This is a genomic window from Corynebacterium sp. HMSC14H10, assembly GCF_001807105.1.
Lineage (GTDB): Bacteria > Actinomycetota > Actinomycetes > Mycobacteriales > Mycobacteriaceae > Corynebacterium > Corynebacterium jeikeium_D.
The window spans coordinates 40916-59934 of the sequence record NZ_KV787426.1 but is presented as its reverse complement, the minus strand read 5'-3'; the positions used below and the strand labels follow the sequence as shown (position 1 = coordinate 59934).

The 19019-nt window shown below is 59.6% G+C and carries 17 protein-coding genes and 1 riboswitch; of the genes, 10 read left to right on the top strand and 7 right to left on the bottom strand.

Annotated elements, in window-relative coordinates; translation table 11 throughout:
• Nucleotides 1-161 precede the first annotated feature (161 nt).
• Nucleotides 162-1592 carry a TrkH family potassium uptake protein gene (locus tag HMPREF3135_RS06680; RefSeq protein WP_038626542.1) on the top strand — a complete coding sequence of 477 codons (1431 nt, stop codon included), beginning with the start codon at nt 162-164 and terminating at the stop codon, nt 1590-1592.
• On the top strand, nt 1585-2286 hold the full coding sequence (locus tag HMPREF3135_RS06675; protein WP_049172150.1) for a potassium channel family protein: 702 nt from the start codon (nt 1585-1587) through the stop codon (nt 2284-2286). The genes HMPREF3135_RS06680 and HMPREF3135_RS06675 overlap by 8 nt, the downstream gene beginning before the upstream one ends.
• A gap of 288 nt (nt 2287-2574) precedes the next feature.
• Here HMPREF3135_RS06675 and HMPREF3135_RS06670 read toward each other — a convergent pair whose 3' ends face one another.
• Complete coding sequence (locus HMPREF3135_RS06670) at nt 2575-3333, bottom strand: thiamine phosphate synthase (protein WP_070438817.1); 759 nt, start codon at nt 3331-3333, stop codon at nt 2575-2577.
• Nucleotides 3334-3403: 70 nt separating this feature from the next.
• Nucleotides 3404-3526: riboswitch (TPP riboswitch) on the top strand.
• A gap of 7 nt (nt 3527-3533) precedes the next feature.
• On the opposite strand from HMPREF3135_RS06670, the gene thiO reads away from it, so the two are divergent.
• From thiO to HMPREF3135_RS06650, 4 genes are read left to right on the top strand one after another with little or no spacing between them, the layout of a single operon-like run.
• Nucleotides 3534-4709: a glycine oxidase ThiO gene (gene thiO, locus HMPREF3135_RS06665; protein WP_070438835.1), complete on the top strand. Its 1176-nt coding sequence runs from the start codon at nt 3534-3536 to the stop codon at nt 4707-4709.
• A gap of 13 nt (nt 4710-4722) precedes the next feature.
• Complete coding sequence (gene thiS / locus HMPREF3135_RS06660; protein WP_049172154.1) at nt 4723-4956, top strand: sulfur carrier protein ThiS; 234 nt, start codon at nt 4723-4725, stop codon at nt 4954-4956.
• Nucleotides 4957-4985: 29 nt separating this feature from the next.
• A complete protein-coding gene (locus HMPREF3135_RS06655) occupies nt 4986-5831 on the top strand; it encodes a thiazole synthase (RefSeq protein ID WP_049172170.1) in 846 nt (281 codons plus the stop codon).
• Nucleotides 5831-7030 (top strand): ThiF family adenylyltransferase, encoded by a 1200-nt coding sequence (locus HMPREF3135_RS06650; RefSeq protein ID WP_070438815.1) that lies wholly within the window; start codon nt 5831-5833, stop codon nt 7028-7030. Before HMPREF3135_RS06655 ends, HMPREF3135_RS06650 begins: the two co-directional genes overlap by 1 nt.
• Nucleotides 7031-7066: 36 nt before the next feature.
• Here the strand turns inward: HMPREF3135_RS06650 and HMPREF3135_RS06645 are convergent, their stop codons facing one another.
• Complete coding sequence (locus HMPREF3135_RS06645; RefSeq protein ID WP_070438812.1) at nt 7067-8653, bottom strand: alkaline phosphatase D family protein; 1587 nt, start codon at nt 8651-8653, stop codon at nt 7067-7069.
• 209 nt (nt 8654-8862) lie between these two features.
• Between HMPREF3135_RS06645 and HMPREF3135_RS06640 the strand changes: the two genes are divergently transcribed.
• Nucleotides 8863-10674, top strand: coding sequence for a BCCT family transporter (locus HMPREF3135_RS06640; RefSeq protein ID WP_049189683.1), 1812 nt, complete (start codon nt 8863-8865; stop codon nt 10672-10674).
• 216 nt (nt 10675-10890) lie between these two features.
• On the opposite strand, the gene HMPREF3135_RS06635 is transcribed toward HMPREF3135_RS06640, so the two are convergent.
• The 5 genes from HMPREF3135_RS06635 to HMPREF3135_RS06615 all read right to left on the bottom strand — a co-directional run bounded on the left by HMPREF3135_RS06635 (nt 10891) and on the right by HMPREF3135_RS06615 (nt 15621).
• The gene (locus tag HMPREF3135_RS06635; protein WP_070438833.1) at nt 10891-11829 is read right to left on the bottom strand and encodes an amino acid ABC transporter permease; all 939 of its coding nucleotides are present in this window, start codon (nt 11827-11829) and stop codon (nt 10891-10893) included.
• Nucleotides 11829-12515 carry an amino acid ABC transporter permease gene (locus HMPREF3135_RS06630; protein ID WP_048733083.1) on the bottom strand — a complete coding sequence of 229 codons (687 nt, stop codon included), beginning with the start codon at nt 12513-12515 and terminating at the stop codon, nt 11829-11831. The genes HMPREF3135_RS06635 and HMPREF3135_RS06630 overlap by 1 nt, the downstream gene beginning before the upstream one ends.
• A gap of 19 nt (nt 12516-12534) precedes the next feature.
• Nucleotides 12535-13476: a glutamate ABC transporter substrate-binding protein gene (locus HMPREF3135_RS06625; protein WP_070438809.1), complete on the bottom strand. Its 942-nt coding sequence runs from the start codon at nt 13474-13476 to the stop codon at nt 12535-12537.
• Nucleotides 13477-13491: 15 nt separating this feature from the next.
• Entirely contained in the window at nt 13492-14220 is a 729-nt protein-coding gene (locus HMPREF3135_RS06620) for an amino acid ABC transporter ATP-binding protein (protein WP_042388208.1), read from the bottom strand.
• 120 nt (nt 14221-14340) lie between these two features.
• On the bottom strand, nt 14341-15621 hold the full coding sequence (locus HMPREF3135_RS06615; protein WP_070438806.1) for an MFS transporter: 1281 nt from the start codon (nt 15619-15621) through the stop codon (nt 14341-14343).
• A gap of 259 nt (nt 15622-15880) precedes the next feature.
• On the opposite strand from HMPREF3135_RS06615, the gene HMPREF3135_RS06610 reads away from it, so the two are divergent.
• From HMPREF3135_RS06610 to HMPREF3135_RS06600, 3 genes are all read left to right on the top strand, one after another.
• Complete coding sequence (locus HMPREF3135_RS06610) at nt 15881-16330, top strand: MarR family winged helix-turn-helix transcriptional regulator (RefSeq protein ID WP_070438830.1); 450 nt, start codon at nt 15881-15883, stop codon at nt 16328-16330.
• A 34-nt stretch (nt 16331-16364) separates the two neighbouring features.
• Nucleotides 16365-17795: an adenylosuccinate lyase gene (gene purB, locus HMPREF3135_RS06605; protein ID WP_042388205.1), complete on the top strand. Its 1431-nt coding sequence runs from the start codon at nt 16365-16367 to the stop codon at nt 17793-17795.
• 191 nt (nt 17796-17986) lie between these two features.
• Nucleotides 17987-18916: an alpha/beta fold hydrolase gene (locus HMPREF3135_RS06600; RefSeq protein ID WP_048733074.1), complete on the top strand. Its 930-nt coding sequence runs from the start codon at nt 17987-17989 to the stop codon at nt 18914-18916.
• Nucleotides 18917-19019 lie beyond the last annotated feature (103 nt).

The following is a 19019-nucleotide window of genomic DNA, read 5'->3' as shown; positions in this document are numbered from 1 at the left end:
GCGGGGTGGGGTGTGGGGGCGGGGATGGGGCACGAAATGTGTACGGGATATCGCAACGGTGTCTGGGGTCGTAAAGCAGCTCCCCGCTAAGTCCCGGCATATGCAGAGGCGGAATATCAGCATTCCCCTCGACATCGCTGGCCACGAGGACTAACGTTCCGATGGTGATTACGCTGTCGCGGCAGGCCACTAAAACACGTCGGGGAGTTCGTCCCACGACGTTGGTGGTGTGGTGTTATGTCGCCTTGATAACCGCTGGCACGGTTTTGTTAATGCTGCCGATTTCGGCGGTCAATAGCCATCCTACGGGGCAGTGCGCCCCGAGCCCTGGGGATATGTGTTTGCCCACGGCGCTGTCTGATGCGCTGTTCACAGCCACCTCGGCAACAAGCCTGACCGGCCTGATCACCGTAGATACGGCCACCCATTGGTCAACCTTCGGCAAGGTCGTCATCATGTTGTTGATTCAGCTGGGTGGTCTCGGGTTCATGACCTTGGCTTCACTTTTCGGCCTCTTCGTAGCAGGAAGGCTCGGCCTGAACCGCCGTGCCGGTGCCCGCGTTGAAGGCCGCGGTATGGATATGGGCGAGATTTCGTGGGTTGTCCGTGCTGCCGTTAGCTTCACTCTGTTGGTGGAGTTTGTGGTGGCAGTGGCACTTACGCTGCGGTTCCACTCCGGATACGGGTATGGCTGGGGAAAGGCTGCATGGGAAGGCTTGTTCCATGCCATCTCAAGCTTCAACAACGCCGGTTTCGCTCTGTATACCGACAATGTCATCGGGTTCTATAGCGATGCCTGGGTGCTTTTGCCACTGGCCTTCGCCCTCATCGTGGGTGGTCTGGGTTTTCCTGTTTTGCTCGAGGCCTGGCGGCACGGCAAAGCGTGGCTTAGTGTCTGCACTCGAGGACAGCTGCCTAAACGCTGGTCGCTGACTACTCGCTTCACCATTAAAGGCACGATTCTGCTGATTGCTTTGGGTACGCTCATGGTGGCTTTTGGGGAGTGGTCCAATGCCATGTCTGGATTCACCGCGGGGGAGAAGATACTCAACTCATTCTTCGCTGGTGTGAGCCCGCGTACCGCGGGGTTCAACGCGCTCGATTACGCGGAGTTCCATCCATCGACACTGCTGGGCACTGACTTCCTCATGTTCATTGGTGGTGGCACCGGCGGTACTGCAGGTGGCGTGAAAATCACGACGTCGGCCGTCATTCTCGCCGCTGTTCTCGCGGAGATTCGCGGTGACACCTCCGTGTCCGTGGCTAGGCGGCGCCTCAACCCAAAGGTGCTGCGCCAGGCTCTCGTAGTCCTTGCCTTCGGTATCGGCCAGGTATTCCTGGCAGTAATCGCCGTCAGTTTCCTAGCACCACAGTTTTCTACTGACCAAATTCTTTTTGAAGTAATCAGTGCTTTCGCCACGGTAGGCCTTTCCACAGGTATTACCGCCGACCTGCCGGTGGCAGCACAGGCAATCTTCATCGTGCTGATGTTCACCGGACGTGTTGGCCCAATCGCCTTGGCGACGGCCTTGGCCGCCCGCCCACGCCAGCGCGTCTACGAATATCCAGAAGAAAGGCCCTTCATTGGCTAACTCGAAATTCAACCCGTTTGCTGGTTTTGCAGATCATTTCTCCAACCAAGCCAGCTCTTCGCCTGTTGTCATCCTCGGTATGGGGCGTTTCGGACAGGCACTCGGCGAGGAGCTGGTCGCTGGCGGTATCGAGGTTCTCTGCGTAGACCATCGCGAAAAGGTGGTTCAGGAGCTGTCCTCGACCTTCGACCACGTGGTCACCGCCGACACCACCATGCCGGAGGTACTGAAGCAGCTCGGTGTCGATGAAGCCGAACGTGTTGTTATCGCCATCGGCAGTGACATTGAGGCTTCATTGCTGACCGCGTCTGCGCTGGTGGATATGGGGGTGCCCATGATTTGGGCAAAGGCCGATAACCAGGCCCACGCCAAAATCCTGGGCCAGATTGGTGTGCACCACGTCATTCGCCCGGAGGCCGACACCGGTCGTCGTATTGCGCACCTCATCGGCGGCAAGGTCCAGGACTTCCTGGAGTTCGACCGCGATTACGCAGTAGGCAAGGTCGCGCCGCCAATCCACTGCCTGGATAAGACGGTGGCGGAGATTAACCAGAGCGCACCGATTACGGTTGTCGCCGTACAAAAGCGCGGTCAGCGATTCCGCCCTGCGCTTGCCGACGACCGCATTTCCGCAGGTGATCTCCTGATTGTCTCCGGCGCTATTCGGCAGTTGGAGACATTCGCCGGAGAGTAACAGGAAGCGACGGAGTCCGTGCACGCGGGGCTCCGTCGCGATGGAAATCAACGACCAACAGTGTGGAAAGGCGGGGTCCACGCCCAGCTCAACGGGCTGCAAATGTGAAACTGTGCGAGTTTATGACGCTTTCAGGCCATTTTTGGGCCAATTTTGTCATAAACGCAGTCACTAACTCGCATTGGGGCAAAGTAGGGCTAGATAGCAAATGGTGCCCACCCAGCGACACGCCGAGCGGACACACTTTTTGCCTATTAACCCACACTTTTGCTACTTAACCCACGAAACTCAGCGACCGTTCGTAACCGCAGCGCGCAGGGCACGAGCTGCCTCTTCCGGATTTTCTGCCTCGGTCAGTGCGCGAACCACCACAATGCGCTCCGCACCAGCGGCGATAACCGCATTGGCGGTCTCGGCGTTGATACCGCCAATTGCCCACCATGGCTTGACGGGGTCACTTGCGCCGCGGTCGTGCGGGCGCACAATATCGGCCACGGAATCCTGGTGGGACTCCGCAGAACCCTGTGCACGCGCCCTCCGCACGAGTGCCGCAGCTTCACGGACCATCTCGACTCCGACGGGCTGACGGTCGGGCTTTGTCGGGGTGGCATACACCGGACCGATCACCGCGTAATCGATGCCATCGTCGGCAAGCGAGGCGGCGAACATGTCCAGATTTCGGTTGGAGCGGCCGATGAGAACCTCGGGGCCAACGATCTGGCGGGCCTGCTCGGTTGTGAGGTCCTCCTGGCCCACATGCAGGATGTCTGCGCCGGTCAGTGCGGCAATGTCGGCGCGGTCATTGACGGCGAAGAGCTTGCCGTGTTCAGCGGCGACCTCGGCGAGGGTCTCCACAGCGACAATCTCGTCGCGGGTGTCGACTTTCTTGTCGCGCAGCTGGATGATGTCGGTGCCGCCTTCGTAACAGGCGTGCAGGAATTCGCGCAGATCACCGCGGGATGCGCGCGAGTCGGTGCAGAGGTACAGGCGGGCGTCGGCAAGCAGGGCGCGTCGTGTTGTGCGAGTGGCAGCTGATGAGGCGTTCATGTCCCCATGTTAGGCGAGGTTGGGGATGCGGTGTCGTGGCGGTGAGTCCGAAGTCATATGATGGGGGAGTACCACGTTCCGCGGGAGCCGTACTCGGTATCGATGAGATGCCGCTGGCTGAGAGGGCGAGTAACGCCGACCGCTTTTACCTGATGCGGGTTATGCCGCCGGAGGGAGGAATGGCAGTGGATGCTGCCGCTATGGGTGCTGCCTCGACAAGTGAGGGTGGCACAGGGGATACGTCGTCGAGCGTTGTTATCGCAGGCGCGGGCATTATCGGCTTGGCGACGGCATGGAGACTACTCCGCCAGGGATTCGATGTGACCGTCCTCGATGCCGAGCCCGTTTCCGGCGCAACCTTCGCCGCGGCTGGCATGCTGGCGCCGGTTGCCGAAGTCGTGTGGGATCAGCCGACGCTGTATCCGCTGATGGTGGAATCGGGCAAGCTCTACCGCGACTTTGCCCAGGCCATCGCCGAGGAATCGGGCCACGATGTTGGCTATATCGAGAATTCCACGTTTGTTTGTGCGGGCGATGCCGCTGACCGGCAGACACTCAGCGAGCTCGTTGAGCTGCAGCATGACATGGGCATGGAGATCAACCGCATCACCGCCACCGAGGCGCGCCGGGCAGAACCGGCACTGGGGCCGGGCTGTGTTGGTGCGGTGGATATTCCGGGAGATCACCAGGTCAATCCGCGTCTGCTCGCCGAAGCGTTGCTGACCATTCTGGGAGACCGCGTCATCCGCACCCGCGCGGAAGAGGTTATTTACGCTTCCGATGCCGACCCCCGCCAAGCCATTGGGCTGCGCGGCACGGACGGAAATGACTACCTCGCCGATGAGGTCGTTCTGGCTGCGGGGCTGAACACCGCCGATATCACCGGGCTGCCGGAGAATCTGAATCTGCCACTGCGCCCGGTCTATGGGGATGTGCTGCGTCTGCGTGTACCGGAGCGCCTGCGGCCGCTGGTCACCCGCACTATTCGCGGTGTGGTTCAGGGGCGTCCGGTTTATATCGTCCCGCGTGCTGACGGCACCGTCGTGCTCGGCGCTACCTCGCGTGAAGATGACCTGACCGGCGTCTCCGCCGAAGGAGTCCACCAGCTACTCCGCGACGCATACCGCCTGGTGCCCGGCATTCTCGACTGCGAAATCTACGAGATGACCGCCCGCGCCCGGCCGGGTTCCCCGGACGATGTCCCCATGATTGGCCGCGTGGCTCCAGGACTGACCGTGTCCACCGGCTACTTCCGTCACGGCATTCTGCTTACGGCCATCGGTTCCAAGCTCACGGCCGATGTCGTCGCAGGTCGGGAAACTGACAACGACCCGGTGCTTCTTTCCGCCGTCAATCCATTCCGCTTCAGCGATTAGAGGAGGCTCGCTTATGTCCACCACAACACTCAATGGCGAAGGCTACACACCGGCTGCGGGGGAGATGGTCGCAGATCTCGTCGCAAAGCACACGGGGCACGCGCTTAACGACGACGGCACTGCCGCGGACGGCACCCGCCTGGGAATCGCGGTAGCCGTGGATGGTGCGGTAATCCCGCGAGCCAAGTGGGCGAGCACGCCCGTGACAGGTGCAATCGACATCGTGACAGCAGTTCAGGGAGGCTAGAGATGACCGCGAATTCCGCACAAGCAAACATGTCCGCGCAGGAAAATGAAACTGGGGCGGCGAGCGGACTTACACGCGAACCGCTGCGCATTGGCGGGCTGGAGTTGAACTCCCGTCTGATTATGGGAACTGGCGGTGCGACCAGCATGGATACGCTGGAGCGCGCGCTGGTGGCTTCGGGCACTGAGCTGACTACGGTGGCGATGCGCCGCTTTACGCCCGGTACGAAGCAGAACGTTTTTGAGATTTTGCAGCGCAACAATATTGCGGCGCTGCCGAATACTGCGGGGTGCTATACCGCTCGTGACGCGGTGCTGACTGCGCAGTTGGCCCGCGAGGCGCTGGAAACCAACCTGCTGAAGCTCGAGGTCATCGCCGACGAGGACACGCTGCTGCCCGACCCGGTCGAGCTGGTCGCGGCAGCGGAGCAGTTGGTAGCTGACGACTTCGTCGTTTTCGCCTACACCAACGACGATCCGGCGCTGGCCAAGCGGCTGGAGGATCTGGGCTGTGCAGCTGTCATGCCGGCGGGCTCGCCGATTGGTACTGGCCTGGGCATTCTTAACCCACACAACATCGAGCTGATTGTGGACCGCGCGAATGTGCCCATCATCCTGGATGCGGGCATCGGTACCGCGTCTGAGGCAGCGCAGGCGATGGAGCTTGGCTGCGATGCAGTGCTGTTGGCATCCGCAGTGACCCGTGCACATGATCCGGTGGGCATGGCCACGGCGATGCGCTTCGGCGTTGAGGCAGGACTGACTGCTCGCGAGTCCGGCCGCATTCCACGGCGTCGACTGGCCCAGGCGAGCTCGTCGTTTGAGGGCATCATCACTGAGCGCGTCAGCGGCGCACGCGAGCAGGATTCTCTGTAATGGCGGAGCAGGGTGTCAATCTTTCGGACCGCGACCTGCGCCGGTACGCGCGGCACCTAACACTGCCGGGCTTTGGTGCCGAGGGGCAGCGAACTTTGCGATCCTCCCGCGTCCTCGTTATCGGAGCTGGTGGCTTGGGATCGCCTGCGCTGTTATACCTGGCCGGGGCAGGGGTCGGGCATATCACAATCATTGACGATGACGTGGTCGACGAGTCCAATCTTCAGCGCCAGGTCATTCACCGTGAGTCCGATATTGGTCGCCCGAAGGCCGAATCTGCCGCGGATGCCGTGCGGCGCCTTGACTCCGAGGCATCGGTGACCGCAATCGTCGGCAGGTTAAGCGTCGACAATGCTGAGGAGCTCTTCGCCACTCACGATGTAGTGCTCGACGGCGCGGACAACTTCGCCACGCGCTACCTGTCCTCCGATGCCGCGGAGCTGACCGGAACGCCGCTGGTCTGGGCCACGATTCTGCAGTTCGCAGGGCAACTGTCCGTCTTCTGGCCTGGCCACGGCCCCATGCTTCGCGATCTTTACCCCGACATCCCCGATCCCGGCTCCGTGCCGTCGTGCGCCGCAGGCGGTGTCCTCGGCGCAATGGTCGGACAGATCGGCTCCATGATGGTCGTCGAAGCTATCAAGGTGCTCACTGGTGTCGGCAAGGTCGCCGTCGGCAAACTCGTGCTTATCGACGCCCTGGAGGCAACCACCCGCCCACTGTCCTTTGCAGCCGACCCGGAGCGCGAACCCGTTTCCGACTTGACCGAAATTGCGCAGGTGTGCGCAGCTTCGTGGACCGAGGATGAGGAGGCCCCGGCGCAGAGCATGCGCAGCATTGGCCCCAACACGGCGCACGAGCTTCTTGCCGAGGGTGTGCCTCTCATCGATGTACGCGAGCCTGAAGAACACGCGGAGGCTGCCATTGCCGGATCTGTGCTTGTGCCACTCGGCAACATTCGCAGCCGTGGGTGGGCTGCGATTCGCGAAGCGTGGGCTGAGCGGAACCTCCAGTCGAACTACCCACGAGTTCTGATTCACTGCCACTCGGGTGCCCGCTCGCAACAGGCAATTGAGCTGTTGGCCAGCGAGATTGAGGCTGATGGCGCCATACCGGAGCTCATCAATCTGGACGGGGGCATTGTGGCCTGGCAGGCTGCGGGGCAGGAGACCGTCGTAAAGCGTGGCGGAACGCACTAATTAGTGGCTACCGCCACGCGCTGTTGAACAGTGTGCCTACGCCTGCGGCTTCAGCGTTGTCGACCACAACTCGGTGCCACGAGTGGTGAGCAGGCGGACGGTCATCTCGCGTGAGTCGCCGTCGATATCGACTTCGCCGAAGTGCTGGAAATCCTGTGTGGGGTCGGCGTTGGCATTGTCTTTACCCGGTGCGTGGACGTACTCCACCTTCGGCCCGAAGGTCGAATCCATTTCGTTGGGGCCGAAAGCGCCCGCGTGGAGAGGACCGGAGACGAATTCCCAGAAGGGTGCGAAGTCGGTGAACTGTGCGCGCTCTGGGCTGTAGTGGTGAGCCGCGGTGTAGTGCACATCGGCGGTGAGCCAGACGACATTTGAAACATCTTTAATGGCGCTGAGCAGGCGGGCGATTTCACGTTCACGTCCTGCAGGTGCACCGGCGGCACCATTGGATACGCTTTCTTGGTCACCATCGTCGCCGTCGGGGACGATGATGCCAAGCGGTAGGTCATTAGCAACAATCTTCCACGTCGCGCGGGAGTCCTTGAGGGAGTCGATTAACCAGTTGGTCTGCTTTTCGCCAAGGATTGGTTCTTCAGTTGTCGAGCGCGGATTATTGGAAGTGTTTTCTCCCTTGTAACTGCGCATATCCAGAATGAATATGTCTAGCAACGGGCCGTAGGAAACCTTGCGGTAGACGCGCCCATCTACAGCCATTTGTTGATCAATTGGCTGCCACTCATGGAAGGCCTGGTAGGCACGCTTGGCCAGGGTGTTGACATCGCGCTCGGTATAGCGATCATCGTCTAGGACTTCGTTGGGGTACCAGTTGTTGACTGTTTCGTGGTCATCCCACTGGACTAGCTGCGGAACCTGCGCATTGAAGGCCAAGTAGTTCTTGTCCATGAGGTTGTAGGAGTACTGGCCCCGGTACTCTTCGAGAGTTTCAGCAACCTTGGATTTGGCCGGAGTGACATGGTTGCGCCACACAGTGCCGTCGGAAAGCGTGACGGATTCATCCAGCGGACCGTCGGCATAGCAGGTGTCGCCTGAGTGAATGAATAGGTCTGGATTGCGCTCCATCATGGTGGAAAAGCCGGTGTAGCCACCGATTTCGTCGTTAATTCCCCAACCCTGACCTGCGACATCGCCGGACCAGTGCAGGCGGATGTTGGATGCGCGGTTTGGGGCAGTACGGAAGGTGCCGATAACGGGATCAGAGCAGATTCCAGTATCTGCCTCTTCGAGCGTGACGCGATAGAAGATTTCCTGCCCCGGTTCGAGACCGACGACACGTAGACGTCCGGTGCCGTCAGTGTCTGGAGTTAACAGAGAGTTACTGCGGAATACCTTGGCATTCTGGAAGCTCTCAGTTGCAGCAGTTTCAACCACCATGTGGGCGGGGCGGTCTGAGCGAGCCCAAATTAATGCGCCGTCGCCGCGGATATCGCCACTTGCAACGCCGTGGGTGAGCTGTGGCCGAGAACGCAGTAACCATGGGGAGGCCAGTGACGGCGAACCCGGTGTAGCTGAAGCCGCAGCTCTAGAGGCATGAGCGAGCGTGACTGAAGTGGCAAGTGCGGTGGATGCGCCTAAACGTAGAGCGCTGCGACGGGAAAGCTGCATGGAGTCGAACGATAGGTTTTCCACTTTGACGTTCAGTTAAACCAGCGTGAACTCGAAGGAAAAAGTCGCAATTACAGCACAAAGGCTTAGTTATTGAGAATGACTGGGCTTCCTTTTGTAACGTAGATAACCGACTTGGGAGGAATGTGTCTTCCGAGCTGTCTTTTCTGAGACAGACAATCTAGAAGTGAAAGGCGCTGACCCCGATAATGGGATCTACACAAACGCCACAAGTAAAAACGCAAGAAAAGAAGTCGGGCGGTTTTCTTAAGAACCTGCCGACCGACCCGTTGATCTTCACGACGGCGATGGGTTTCATTGTCCTCTTTGTGGCAGTGACCATAGCGCTGGGGGATACCGCTCGGGATGCCTACTCGGCCGCTTCCGATTGGGTTACGTCTAACATGGGCTGGCTGTTCATCGGTGGTGTCTCGGCAAGCTTTATCTTCCTCATCGGCTTGTTTGTGTCCCGCTACGGACGCATCCAGCTTGGCGATGATGACGAAGAGCCCGAATACACCATCGCCGAGTGGTTCGGCATGCTCTTCGCCGGTGGTACTGGCTCCATGCTGATGTTCTGGGGCGTGGCTGAACCGCTCAACCACGCTTACAACCCGCCGTTCGGTCAAGAGCCGATGAGCCGCGAAGCTCAGAACACTGCGATGGCATTTACCATCTACCACCTGGGTATTCACATGTGGGTCATCATGGCGCTGCCGGGGCTCGCGCTGGGGTACTTCATTTACAAGCGTCACCTGCCGCCGCGCGTCTCCTCCATCTTCGCGCCGCTGCTCGGTACCCGCATCTACTCATGGCCGGGCAAGCTTATCGACGCCGTCGCCATCATCGGTACCGTCGTCGGTATCGCGGTATCGGTGGGCATGGGTGCGCTGCAGATTAACTCCGGTGCTGCACGTGTAATCGGTACCCCGGAAAGCTCGATGGTGCAGCTCATTCTGATTGCCATCATTATTGTGATTGCCTCGATTTCCGTGGCCCGCGGTCTGGACAAAGGTATTAAGGTGTTGTCCAATGCGAACATTTGGGCCGCCATGGCATTGATGGTCTTCGTGCTGCTCATGGGCCCGACATTGACGCTGCTGCGCCAGACCGTCGATACGACAGGTGTCTACTTGGATGCGCTGCCTCGCATCATGTTCTGGACTGACTCCTACGACGTCAACCCGAATTGGAAACAGGGCGCCTGGACGGTCTTCTACTGGGCCTGGACAATCTGCTGGTCGCCATTTGTGGGCATGTTCGTCGCCCGTATTTCCCGCGGCCGTACTGTGCGTCAGTTCATTGCCGGTGTGATTGCACTGCCGACAATCGTGTCAATCATGTGGTTCTCTATCTTCGGCCGCGCTGGCTTCGAACTGGAAAATGAGCAGCCGGGCATTCTGACGGAACCAGTCGTCGAAGGAGGGGATCCCTCGCCGGCTCTATTTATCCTGCTGGAGCAGTACCCACTGGCAACCCTTGTCAGTGTGTTTGCGCTCTTTGTGATCATGATCTTCTTCGTCACCTCCATTGACTCCGCTTCGATGGTGATGGACATGATGTCCACCGGTGAGGAAAACAAGGCTCCGACCTTCTACCGAGTGCTGTGGGGCGTCATGATCGGTGCTGTGGCAGCTTCTCTGCTGCTGATCTCTGGTGAAACCGCACTGGAAGCGCTGCAGTCTGCCGTGATTGTTATCGGTGTACCGTTCTTCTTCCTCCACTTTGTGATGATGTACTCCTTGGTCAAAGGCATGAGTGATGACCACATGGCAGTGCGCAAGCCGGTTACCCGCCAGTGGGAGAAGACCGATACTCCAGAGAAGTTGGAGAAGCACGAAGCCGCACCCGCGCCGGGCTACGACGAAGAGGGCAATGAGCTGCCGCGCTTTGAGTACACCCACGATGAAGAGGGACGTCTGGTTATTCAGTCCGATGTGGTCGTTGAAGGCGAGTTTGAGTCTGGCGAAAAGTCGGAATCAGAGAGCCCAGAGGAGTCGGGGACGAAGTCTGAGTCGTAGTAGAGCACGGTCGCAGTAGTGCCCGGCACTTGTGGCCACGCTATTCACCTATCGTTGCGCTGTAGCGTGGCCATCAGTGAGTAGCTCATCGATAGGAGCGAAGGCAAAGGCCGTAGCCAAACAAAAACGCCGCCCGGCGGAAACCATAAGCAGTTTCCGTGGGCGGCGTCGCTGTGTTCGTCGTAAAGCAAGTGTGGCGTTAAGCCGTGATTAGCTTTACTCGTAGGTGCCTCGGAGGTCCTTGTAGTCCTCATCGTGCCAATCCACGTTGGCCTGGTCCTTGGTGGTGACACCGACATCAGGCTGATGCGGGACCTTCGCAATGATGTTGCGGCGGGCGCGGCCGGCGCGGAGCTGGCTTTCGATGCGCTCAGCAAGGTTGGCAAGGCCGAAGTTGATGGCAATGAGAATGATTGCTACGACGACCAGCGATGGAATCATGGCGCCGTAGTACTCGCCAAGCTGGCGGCCAGAGCGGACAACCTCGACGTAGCCAATCATGTAACCCAGCGCGGAGTCCTTCAGCGCAATGACCATCTGCGAGATAATCGCCGGCAGCATGGCGGCGACTGCCTGCGGCAGCAAAATAGTGACCATCGTCTGGCGGTGGGAGAGACCCAGCGCAATCGCAGCCTCACGCTGGCCCTTCGGCAGCGACTCGATGCCGGAACGCAGTGTCTCGCCAATGACGGAGCCGTTGTACATGGTCAGGCCAAACACAACGGCGGCAAAGCCGAGGTAGTTCGACGGAAACAGCTGCCAAAGCGCGAACACCGAGTAGGCAAACAGCATGAGCACCAGCACCGGAATGGCGCGGAAGAACTCGACAATCACCGAGCACAGCCAGCGCACCGGTGCGACCGGGCTCAGCCTGCCGACGCCCAGGAGAGCGCCAATAACCAGTGCCAACACAATAGAGACCACAGCCGCGATAATGGTGCTGACCAAGCCGGGCAGAATGTACGTGGTCCAAGTGGTGGATTCGAGGAAGAACGACCACTTATTCGCCTCGAACTGGCCCTTGTCGGCCAGTTTCATTCCGACCCCGGCGAGGATCGCAACGGTGATTGCAGCCACGATCCAGGTGAGGGTTCGGTTGAAGCGCTGAGCCTTGGGGCCCGGCGCGTCGTAAAGAACTGTTGCGCGAGTAGCCATTAGCGCTTCACCGCCCATCGCTTGCCAGCCCAGCCGAAGAACAGGCCGGTCGGCAGAGTCAGAATAATAAAGCCGACAGCGATGATGCCGAAGATAATCAGGATATCGCTGGCGTAGTTTTCGGTCATGGTCTTCATCAGCAGCGACGCTTCAGCCACACCGATTACCGAGGCAATCGTGGTGTTCTTGGTCAGCGCGATCAGGGTGTTGCCGAGCGGCACGATAGCGCCACGGAACGCCTGCGGGAAGATGATGTAGCGGAAGCTCTGGCCGAAGCTAAGCCCCAGGGAGCGGGCGGCTTCGGCCTGCCCGAACGGCACAGTATTAATACCGGCGCGCAGGGACTCCGCAACGAAGCACGAGGTGTAGGCAACAAACGCCAACACCGCGAGACGGAAGTTCTGCTTGACAATGAAGGAGTCATTCTCCGCAGCCAGCAGCAGCCCCAAGTTGTAGTAGAGACCCATCGAGGCCAGCAGCACAATCAACGTCAGCGGGGTATTGCGGACAATGTTGATGTACCAGGTCGACAGGGTACGCAGGATTCCCACGGGGCTCACGCGCATAGCGGTGAGAAGCGTGCCAAAAATCAGGGAACCAATTGCCGAAGCAATCGTCAGTTTGATGGTTACCCAGAAAGCCGGAAGCAGTTCCGGCCCCATTTCACTCCATAGTTCTGGATTCATTGTTTGCTCGCACCCCTTCCTACTTCTTCTCTACAAACGACAGATCGCCGATTGCCGGCTTGTCGTCGAGCTCGAACTTGTCGCCCAAATGCTTCTTCAGGATCTTCTGAAGCTCACCGGTGTCGTACAGCGACTCCAGCGCCTCATTGATGGCCTCACGGCTGGCATCATCACCCTTGGGCAGGCCGATGCCGTAGTACTCATTGGTCCAGTAGGAACCATCGGGGTTGCGCAGCTCGACCACGCGGAAGTCGTCGCCGAAGCGCTCCTTGTAGCGCTGGGCGAAGCCCGCGAGAATGGTCGCATCGGTGGTCAGGGCATCGACGACACCCTGCTTCACACCTTCCGCGCACGCGGCGTAGGTATCGAACTCCTGCAGCTGTACCTCCGGCAGAGCGTCCTTGACCTTCTGCGCTGGGGTGGAGCCGGATACAGAACACAGGCGAGTGCCCGGGGCGACGTCGTCAAGCCCCTGGATGCCCTCGGAACCGCGCACTAACAGTGCCTGGTGCGTGACCAGGTACGGGCCGGCGAAGTCGACGGCAGCCAGGCGGCCAGCGTTGATGGAGTAGGTGGCGGCGATCATGTTGACCTCGCCGTTGTTAATCAGCGTCTCGCGCTGAGCGGACGGGGTCTCGCGCCACTCCATCTCGGGCACATCCCAACCGTTCTTGTTGGCGATGTACTCAATGACGTAGCGGGAAACATCGTTGTCGACGCCCGCGAACTCACGGTCCGGAGTGCGCTCACCGAGGCCCGGCTGGTCAAACTTCGTACCCAGCGTCACGTGCCCGGCTTCGATATCGGCCAGCAGGTTTCGGGGTCCGCCGCTACCGCAGGCCGCGAGGCTCATCGTCGTGGCAACAGCTACGACAGCCGCCGTAACTCGCTTGCCGACGACACCTCGGCGGCCCTGGTTGCGACTGCGTCCCCGGCCTCCTCGTAATAGTGAAAGCTTCATGGTGACCAGCCCCGCCTAGTGTCCGACGATCTTGGCCAAGAAGTCCTTGGCGCGATCGCTCTGCGGGTTGGTGAAGAAGGTCTCCGGGTCGGTGTCTTCGACAATCGCACCGTCGGCCATGAACAGGATGCGGTCGGCCACGCGGCGGGCGAAGCTCATCTCGTGGGTGACACAGACCATGGTCATGCCGCCCTTGGCCAGGTCGGTCATGACATCGAGGACCTCGTTGATCATTTCCGGGTCGAGCGCGGAGGTGGGCTCGTCGAAAAGCATGACCTTCGGGTCCATGGCCAGGGCGCGTGCGATGGCGACGCGCTGCTGCTGACCGCCGGAGAGCTGCGCCGGGTACTTGTCAGCCTGTTCCGCAATGCCGACACGGGCGAGCAGCTTGTCCGCACGCTCGCGGGCCTCGGCTTTGGAGATCTTGCGGACCTTCAGTGGGGCCAACGTGACATTGTCGCGAATGGTCATGTGGCTGAAGAGGTTGAACTGCTGGAAGACCATGCCGACCTCAGCGCGCAGGCGGGTGAGTTCCTTACCTTCTTCGGGAAGGAGCTTGCCGTTGATGCGAATTTCGCCGCTGTCGATGGTTTCCAGGCGGTTGATGGTTCGGCACAGTGTGGATTTACCAGAGCCGGAGGGGCCGAGGATAACTACGACCTGGCCAGCTGGGATTTCCAGGTTGATGTCGCGCAAAGCGTGGTAATCGCCGTAGTGCTTGTTCACCTCGGCAATCGAAATCATGCTCTGTGGTGTGGATGATTCAGTCATGGGGGAAAGTATAGGTGACTCACGACACATAACTGCTATCGGTGTTCCTTGTCCGATATTCACCTGTAAAAAGTGACTGCACACCAATTAGTTCTAAAGATCCACGCGATGGCGCTGCGCAACAGGCTTGCGGCCATGTACGAACCAGTAGAAAACGGCCGCGAGAACCACCACAACCGCCAGGCCTGCGTACATCTTGTCGAAGCCAATCGTGGCAGCTACCGAGCCCAACACGATTGGGCCGAGGCCGATGCCTGCATCGACAAGCAAGAGCAGCGTAGAGATACCCGTGCCCAACTTGTGCGCCGGCGCCAGGTGTACGGAGATGGTCTGGCACGCCGGCATCAGCGTGCCGTAGCCCAGGCCGCAGAGCGCGCCAGCGGCGATGACGTGCCAGTCAGAGGTTGCGAAAGCCAGAACAAGGAGCGAGATGGTGAAGCACACCAGGCCGATGGCAATTACCGGGTTGTCGCCGCGGCGATCCTGTAGGCGTCCCAGCGAGAAGCGTGCTGCCATCATCGCCACCGCATAGGCGATGAAGAAGAAGCTGGCGCCCCTAGTCAGGCCGCCCAGCTGAGAGTATCGGTTCAAAAACGTAATCACGCCCGCATACGCCAGGCCGATGAGCAGCATGAACAGGCCGATCGGCACCACTCTCGGCGTCATGATGTCATCGAAGGAAAATGTGCGCTTCGTCTCGCTTGCCGACGAATCCTCGGTGACCTCGGCCTTGGTTTCCGCAGTGGTGGGCCCGTTGTGTTGTGGCAGAACGAGTGCTAGCACCAGTCCGACAATGGACAGGCCGAGGGCTGTGGCAAAGAGGACGCTGTAGCCGACCGAGCCAATAAGGGCTAGGCCGAGAGCTGGGCCAATCGCGGTGGCCAGGGTGGTGCCGAGCGAGATATAGCCAGTTCCCTCTGCGCGGCGCGAAGCCGGAATAGCGGTCTGGGCGGCGGCCATCACGGCGGTGGAAGCTAATGCGTAGGTCAGGCCGTGGATGATGCGGATTGCAATCAGGACCGGCAGGGATGCGGCCCAAATGTAGGCGGCACAGGCTGCCACGATGACAGCGAGCGAGCCAAGCATGATTCTGCGACCACCGAAGGTGTCCACCAAGTAGCCGGAAAAGAGTCGCGCGATGGTGGCGCCGACCACGAAAGAACTGGCAGCGAAGCCACCGGCGGCATCTGAGGCGGAGAAGCGCTGGACGGCGTAGAGCGCCATGACCGTGATTGAAAGGTAGAACACCAGGTACATGCTGAAGTTAATCAGCCAGCTGATGATGAACGCGGGGGAGAAGAGCTTGTCTTGCCCGTGCTGCTCGTCCTGCTCGTTCTGTCTGCGCCTGTTCTGCGTGGTCGTATGCGTTGTCATGCTGAAAATACGGTCTCTTTTCTCGTTTGAAAACGATCGTGGAATTAGTGCTGTGGCAAAACTGCTTCCCGGCATTTGTATTATGCAAAAATGCAGTTAGGGGTCGAATTATAACAATTGATTTGTATGATGCAAACGCGCTTTTTCGGCCTTAACCCCATCCGCGGCGCGCTAGAATAGGAGCTGTTCAGCAAACAGATACATCCCGCAGGCCCATTAAAGGGCCGACATATAGGCGACAAGAGGATTGACTGCCATCGTGCGAAACGACGACCTAGCCGCGCTCGTTTACGAGAACATGCTGCTATCTCGGGTGAGCTCCAGTGGCTACCGACCACATCGCAAGGGCATCCTGTTGGATCGCTCCGCCGCAGCACTACTGGCACGACTGGAAGCGCAGCCGGATATGACAGTCGCTGAGCTTTCCGATGCGCTGGGGCTGGACATTTCTACGGTGCACCGCCAGCTGGCCGCCGCCATGCGGCAGGGGTATATCGCGAAGAGGTCCGCGCCGTCGTCAAGCGCGAAGGTGCATAGCGCGACCGACAAGGGGCTAGAGCTGCTGCACCGGGAAATCGAGGCGCGTAAGAAAACCGTCGATGACATTACGCATGACTGGGAGGACTCGGAGCTCGTGGAGTTCGTGCGATTGATGCGCAAATTCAACGAAGGCGTGGAAGAAATGCGTGGTCACCCATGGCCTAGATAACCGCGGATGCCGGGGTCATGGAATACTTGAGGGCGTGGCTGAGAAAAAGAAGATTGCAAACGTCCTTGCTAACCGATACGCCTCTGCGACTCTGGCGGAGTTGTGGAGCCCTGAGTACAAGATCATCCTCGAGCGCAAGCTCTGGATTGCAGTTTTGAAGGCCCAGGTCGCCCGCGGAATTGAGGTTCCGGAGGGCACTATCGAGGCGTATGAGAAGGTCATCGACCAAGTTGACCTCGACTCCATTGCCGCCCGTGAGCGTATTACTCGCCACGATGTGAAGGCCCGCATTGAAGAGTTCTGTGAACTGGCTGGCACCGAGCACATTCACAAGGGAATGACCTCACGAGACCTGACTGAAAACGTCGAGCAGCTGCAGGTTCTGCAGTCGCTGAAGGTCGTGCGTGACAAGGCCGTTGCCGTTGCCGCCCGCACTGCTGAGAAGGCCTCCGAGTACCAGTCGCTGGTCATGGCGGGTCGTTCCCACAACGTCGCCGCGCAGGCAACTACTTTGGGCAAGCGCTTCGCCTCCGCTGCGGACGAGATGCTGCTGGGCATCGAGCGCGTAGAAGACCTGATTTCCCGCTACCCACTGCGCGGCATCAAGGGCCCGATGGGTACCGCCCAGGACATGCTGGATCTGCTTGACGGTGACGAGTCCGCACTGGCCTCCCTGGAAAACGAAATCGCTGAAGGCCTCGGCTTCGACCGCGTCTTTGACTCCGTTGGTCAGGTTTACCCGCGCACCCTCGACTTCGACGCTCTGTCCGCACTGGTCGAGCTGGGTGCAGGCCCGGCATCGCTGGCCACCACCATCCGCCTGATGGCCGGTAATGAGACCGTCACCGAGGGATTCAAGGAAGGCCAGGTCGGCTCTTCCGCCATGCCGCACAAGATGAACGCCCGCTCCTGTGAGCGCGTCCACGGTTTCCAGGTCATTCTGCGTGGTTACATGACCATGCTCTCCGAGTACGCCGGTACTCAGTGGAACGAGGGCGACGTTTCCTGCTCCGTGGTCCGCCGCGTTGCACTGCCGGATGCATTCTTCGCCATGGACGGCATGTTCGAAACCTTCCTCACCGTCCTGTCCGAGTTCGGTGCATTCCCGGCCATGATTGACCGTGAGCTGGAGCGCTACCTGCCGTTCCTCGCCTCCACCAAGATCCTCATGGCAGCCGTCCGCGCTGGTATGGGCCGCGAGGAAGCCCACGAGATCATCAAGGAGCACGCCGTCGCCACCGCACTGGATATGCGCGAAAAGGGCGCCGAGCAGAATCTCACTGAACGTCTCGCTACAGATGAGCGTTTCCCGCTGGATGCCGCAGGGCTTGCCGACGCTCTGGCAGACCGCCACGCTTTCATCGGTGCCGCAGAATCTCAGGTTGACCGCGTAGTTGCGCGTGTGCAGACCGTCGTGGACAAGTACCCAGAGGCCGCGGCCTACAAGCCGGGCGAGATTCTGTAGCTTCACGTGCGTCACGCGCGAATCGCGAAGCGCGAAACGCGCAAACGTGCAAACGTAAGTACCTTTGAAAAACTCTGTCACGTTGGTGGCAGAGTTTTTCGTCGTTTGTTGGCGAAACCACCAGTGAGCAGCCAAGTTCCTCGGTACGATGAGCGGTAAGTATCGAAACCTCTACGCGAAAGGTGCCCGACGTGACATCGGCTGTTAGGACTTCGCTTTCTCGCCCAGGTGCCACATTGAATGTGCTGCGCTGGGTCCCAGAAAATGACAAGGGCGCGCCCATTACTCCTAAGGGAGTGGTGCAGATTGTCCACGGCATGGTCGAGTACGCCAACCGCTACGCTAAATTCGCCGAGTACCTCGTATCCCAGGGCTATGCCGTCGTCGCGCATGACCATCGCGGCCACGGTATGACCAAGACGGATGCTGGCATCCCGGGCTACTTCGCTGACTACGGTGGCTGGAATCTAATTCTCGAAGACCTCCACGCAGTGCGCCAGTACGTTGATGCAGAATTCCCAGGCAGCAAGCACTATATTCTCGGCCACTCCATGGGCTCGCTTCTGACTCGTAACTACATCGCCAAGTACGGCGAGGGGCTTACCGGCGTCATTATCATGGGCACCGTGTCGTGGCCAGGAGCTAAGGGCGATGCGGGAATGAAGGTTGCAAACCTGCTGGCTAAGATTCGTCCTACCGCGCCGGGCAAGCTGCTCAACACCCTCACCTTTGCTGATTACAACAAGGGCTTTGAGCGCCGCACTAAGTTTGATTGGCTCACCCGCGACCACAAGATTGTCGATGCTTATATTGCGGACGACAAGTGTGGTTTCGTTCCCACCAATGCCTTTTTCCGCGACCTTCTCGTCGGCACGCACTACGCGAATTCGTCTGAAGCCTATGAGAAAGCGCCTGATGATCTGCCACTTTTCGTGGTTTCCGGTGCCGTTGATCCGGCGGGTGGCGCTGCCTGTGTGACTGAGGTCGTGGGCAAATACCTGAACGCAGGGAAGAAGGACGTGCGCTTTAAGGTCTACCCGGATGGTCGCCATGAGATTCTCAACGAGTTGAATAAGGAAGAGGTCTACGCCGACATTTTGGCGTGGTTGGAGTCCCGCTAAGGGGAGCTGGTTAATAGATAAAAAGTATGCCCGTTCGGTGGGGTCGACTGGTGGGCATCTTTTGCTACTTATCCCAATGCGAGTTACTGACTGCGTTTATGTC

Bases quoted from the DNA above. Each gene is read 5' to 3' on its own strand.
- thiS (WP_049172154.1), top strand. From the start codon at position 4,723: ATGTCCACCACAACACTCAATGGCGAAGGCTACACACCGGCTGCGGGG.
- HMPREF3135_RS06620 (WP_042388208.1), bottom strand. From the start codon at position 14,220: ATGATTTCGATTGCCGAGGTGAACAAGCACTACGGCGATTACCACGCT.
- HMPREF3135_RS06615 (WP_070438806.1), bottom strand. From the start codon at position 15,621: ATGACAACGCATACGACCACGCAGAACAGGCGCAGACAGAACGAGCAG.
- HMPREF3135_RS06645 (WP_070438812.1), bottom strand. From the start codon at position 8,653: ATGCAGCTTTCCCGTCGCAGCGCTCTACGTTTAGGCGCATCCACCGCA.
- HMPREF3135_RS06625 (WP_070438809.1), bottom strand. From the start codon at position 13,476: ATGAAGCTTTCACTATTACGAGGAGGCCGGGGACGCAGTCGCAACCAG.
- HMPREF3135_RS06635 (WP_070438833.1), bottom strand. From the start codon at position 11,829: ATGGCTACTCGCGCAACAGTTCTTTACGACGCGCCGGGCCCCAAGGCT.
- HMPREF3135_RS06630 (WP_048733083.1), bottom strand. From the start codon at position 12,515: ATGAATCCAGAACTATGGAGTGAAATGGGGCCGGAACTGCTTCCGGCT.
- HMPREF3135_RS06680 (WP_038626542.1), top strand. From the start codon at position 162: ATGGTGATTACGCTGTCGCGGCAGGCCACTAAAACACGTCGGGGAGTT.
- HMPREF3135_RS06655 (WP_049172170.1), top strand. From the start codon at position 4,986: ATGTCCGCGCAGGAAAATGAAACTGGGGCGGCGAGCGGACTTACACGC.
- HMPREF3135_RS06670 (WP_070438817.1), bottom strand. From the start codon at position 3,333: ATGAACGCCTCATCAGCTGCCACTCGCACAACACGACGCGCCCTGCTT.
- thiO (WP_070438835.1), top strand. From the start codon at position 3,534: ATGGGTGCTGCCTCGACAAGTGAGGGTGGCACAGGGGATACGTCGTCG.
- HMPREF3135_RS06650 (WP_070438815.1), top strand. From the start codon at position 5,831: ATGGCGGAGCAGGGTGTCAATCTTTCGGACCGCGACCTGCGCCGGTAC.
- HMPREF3135_RS06640 (WP_049189683.1), top strand. From the start codon at position 8,863: ATGGGATCTACACAAACGCCACAAGTAAAAACGCAAGAAAAGAAGTCG.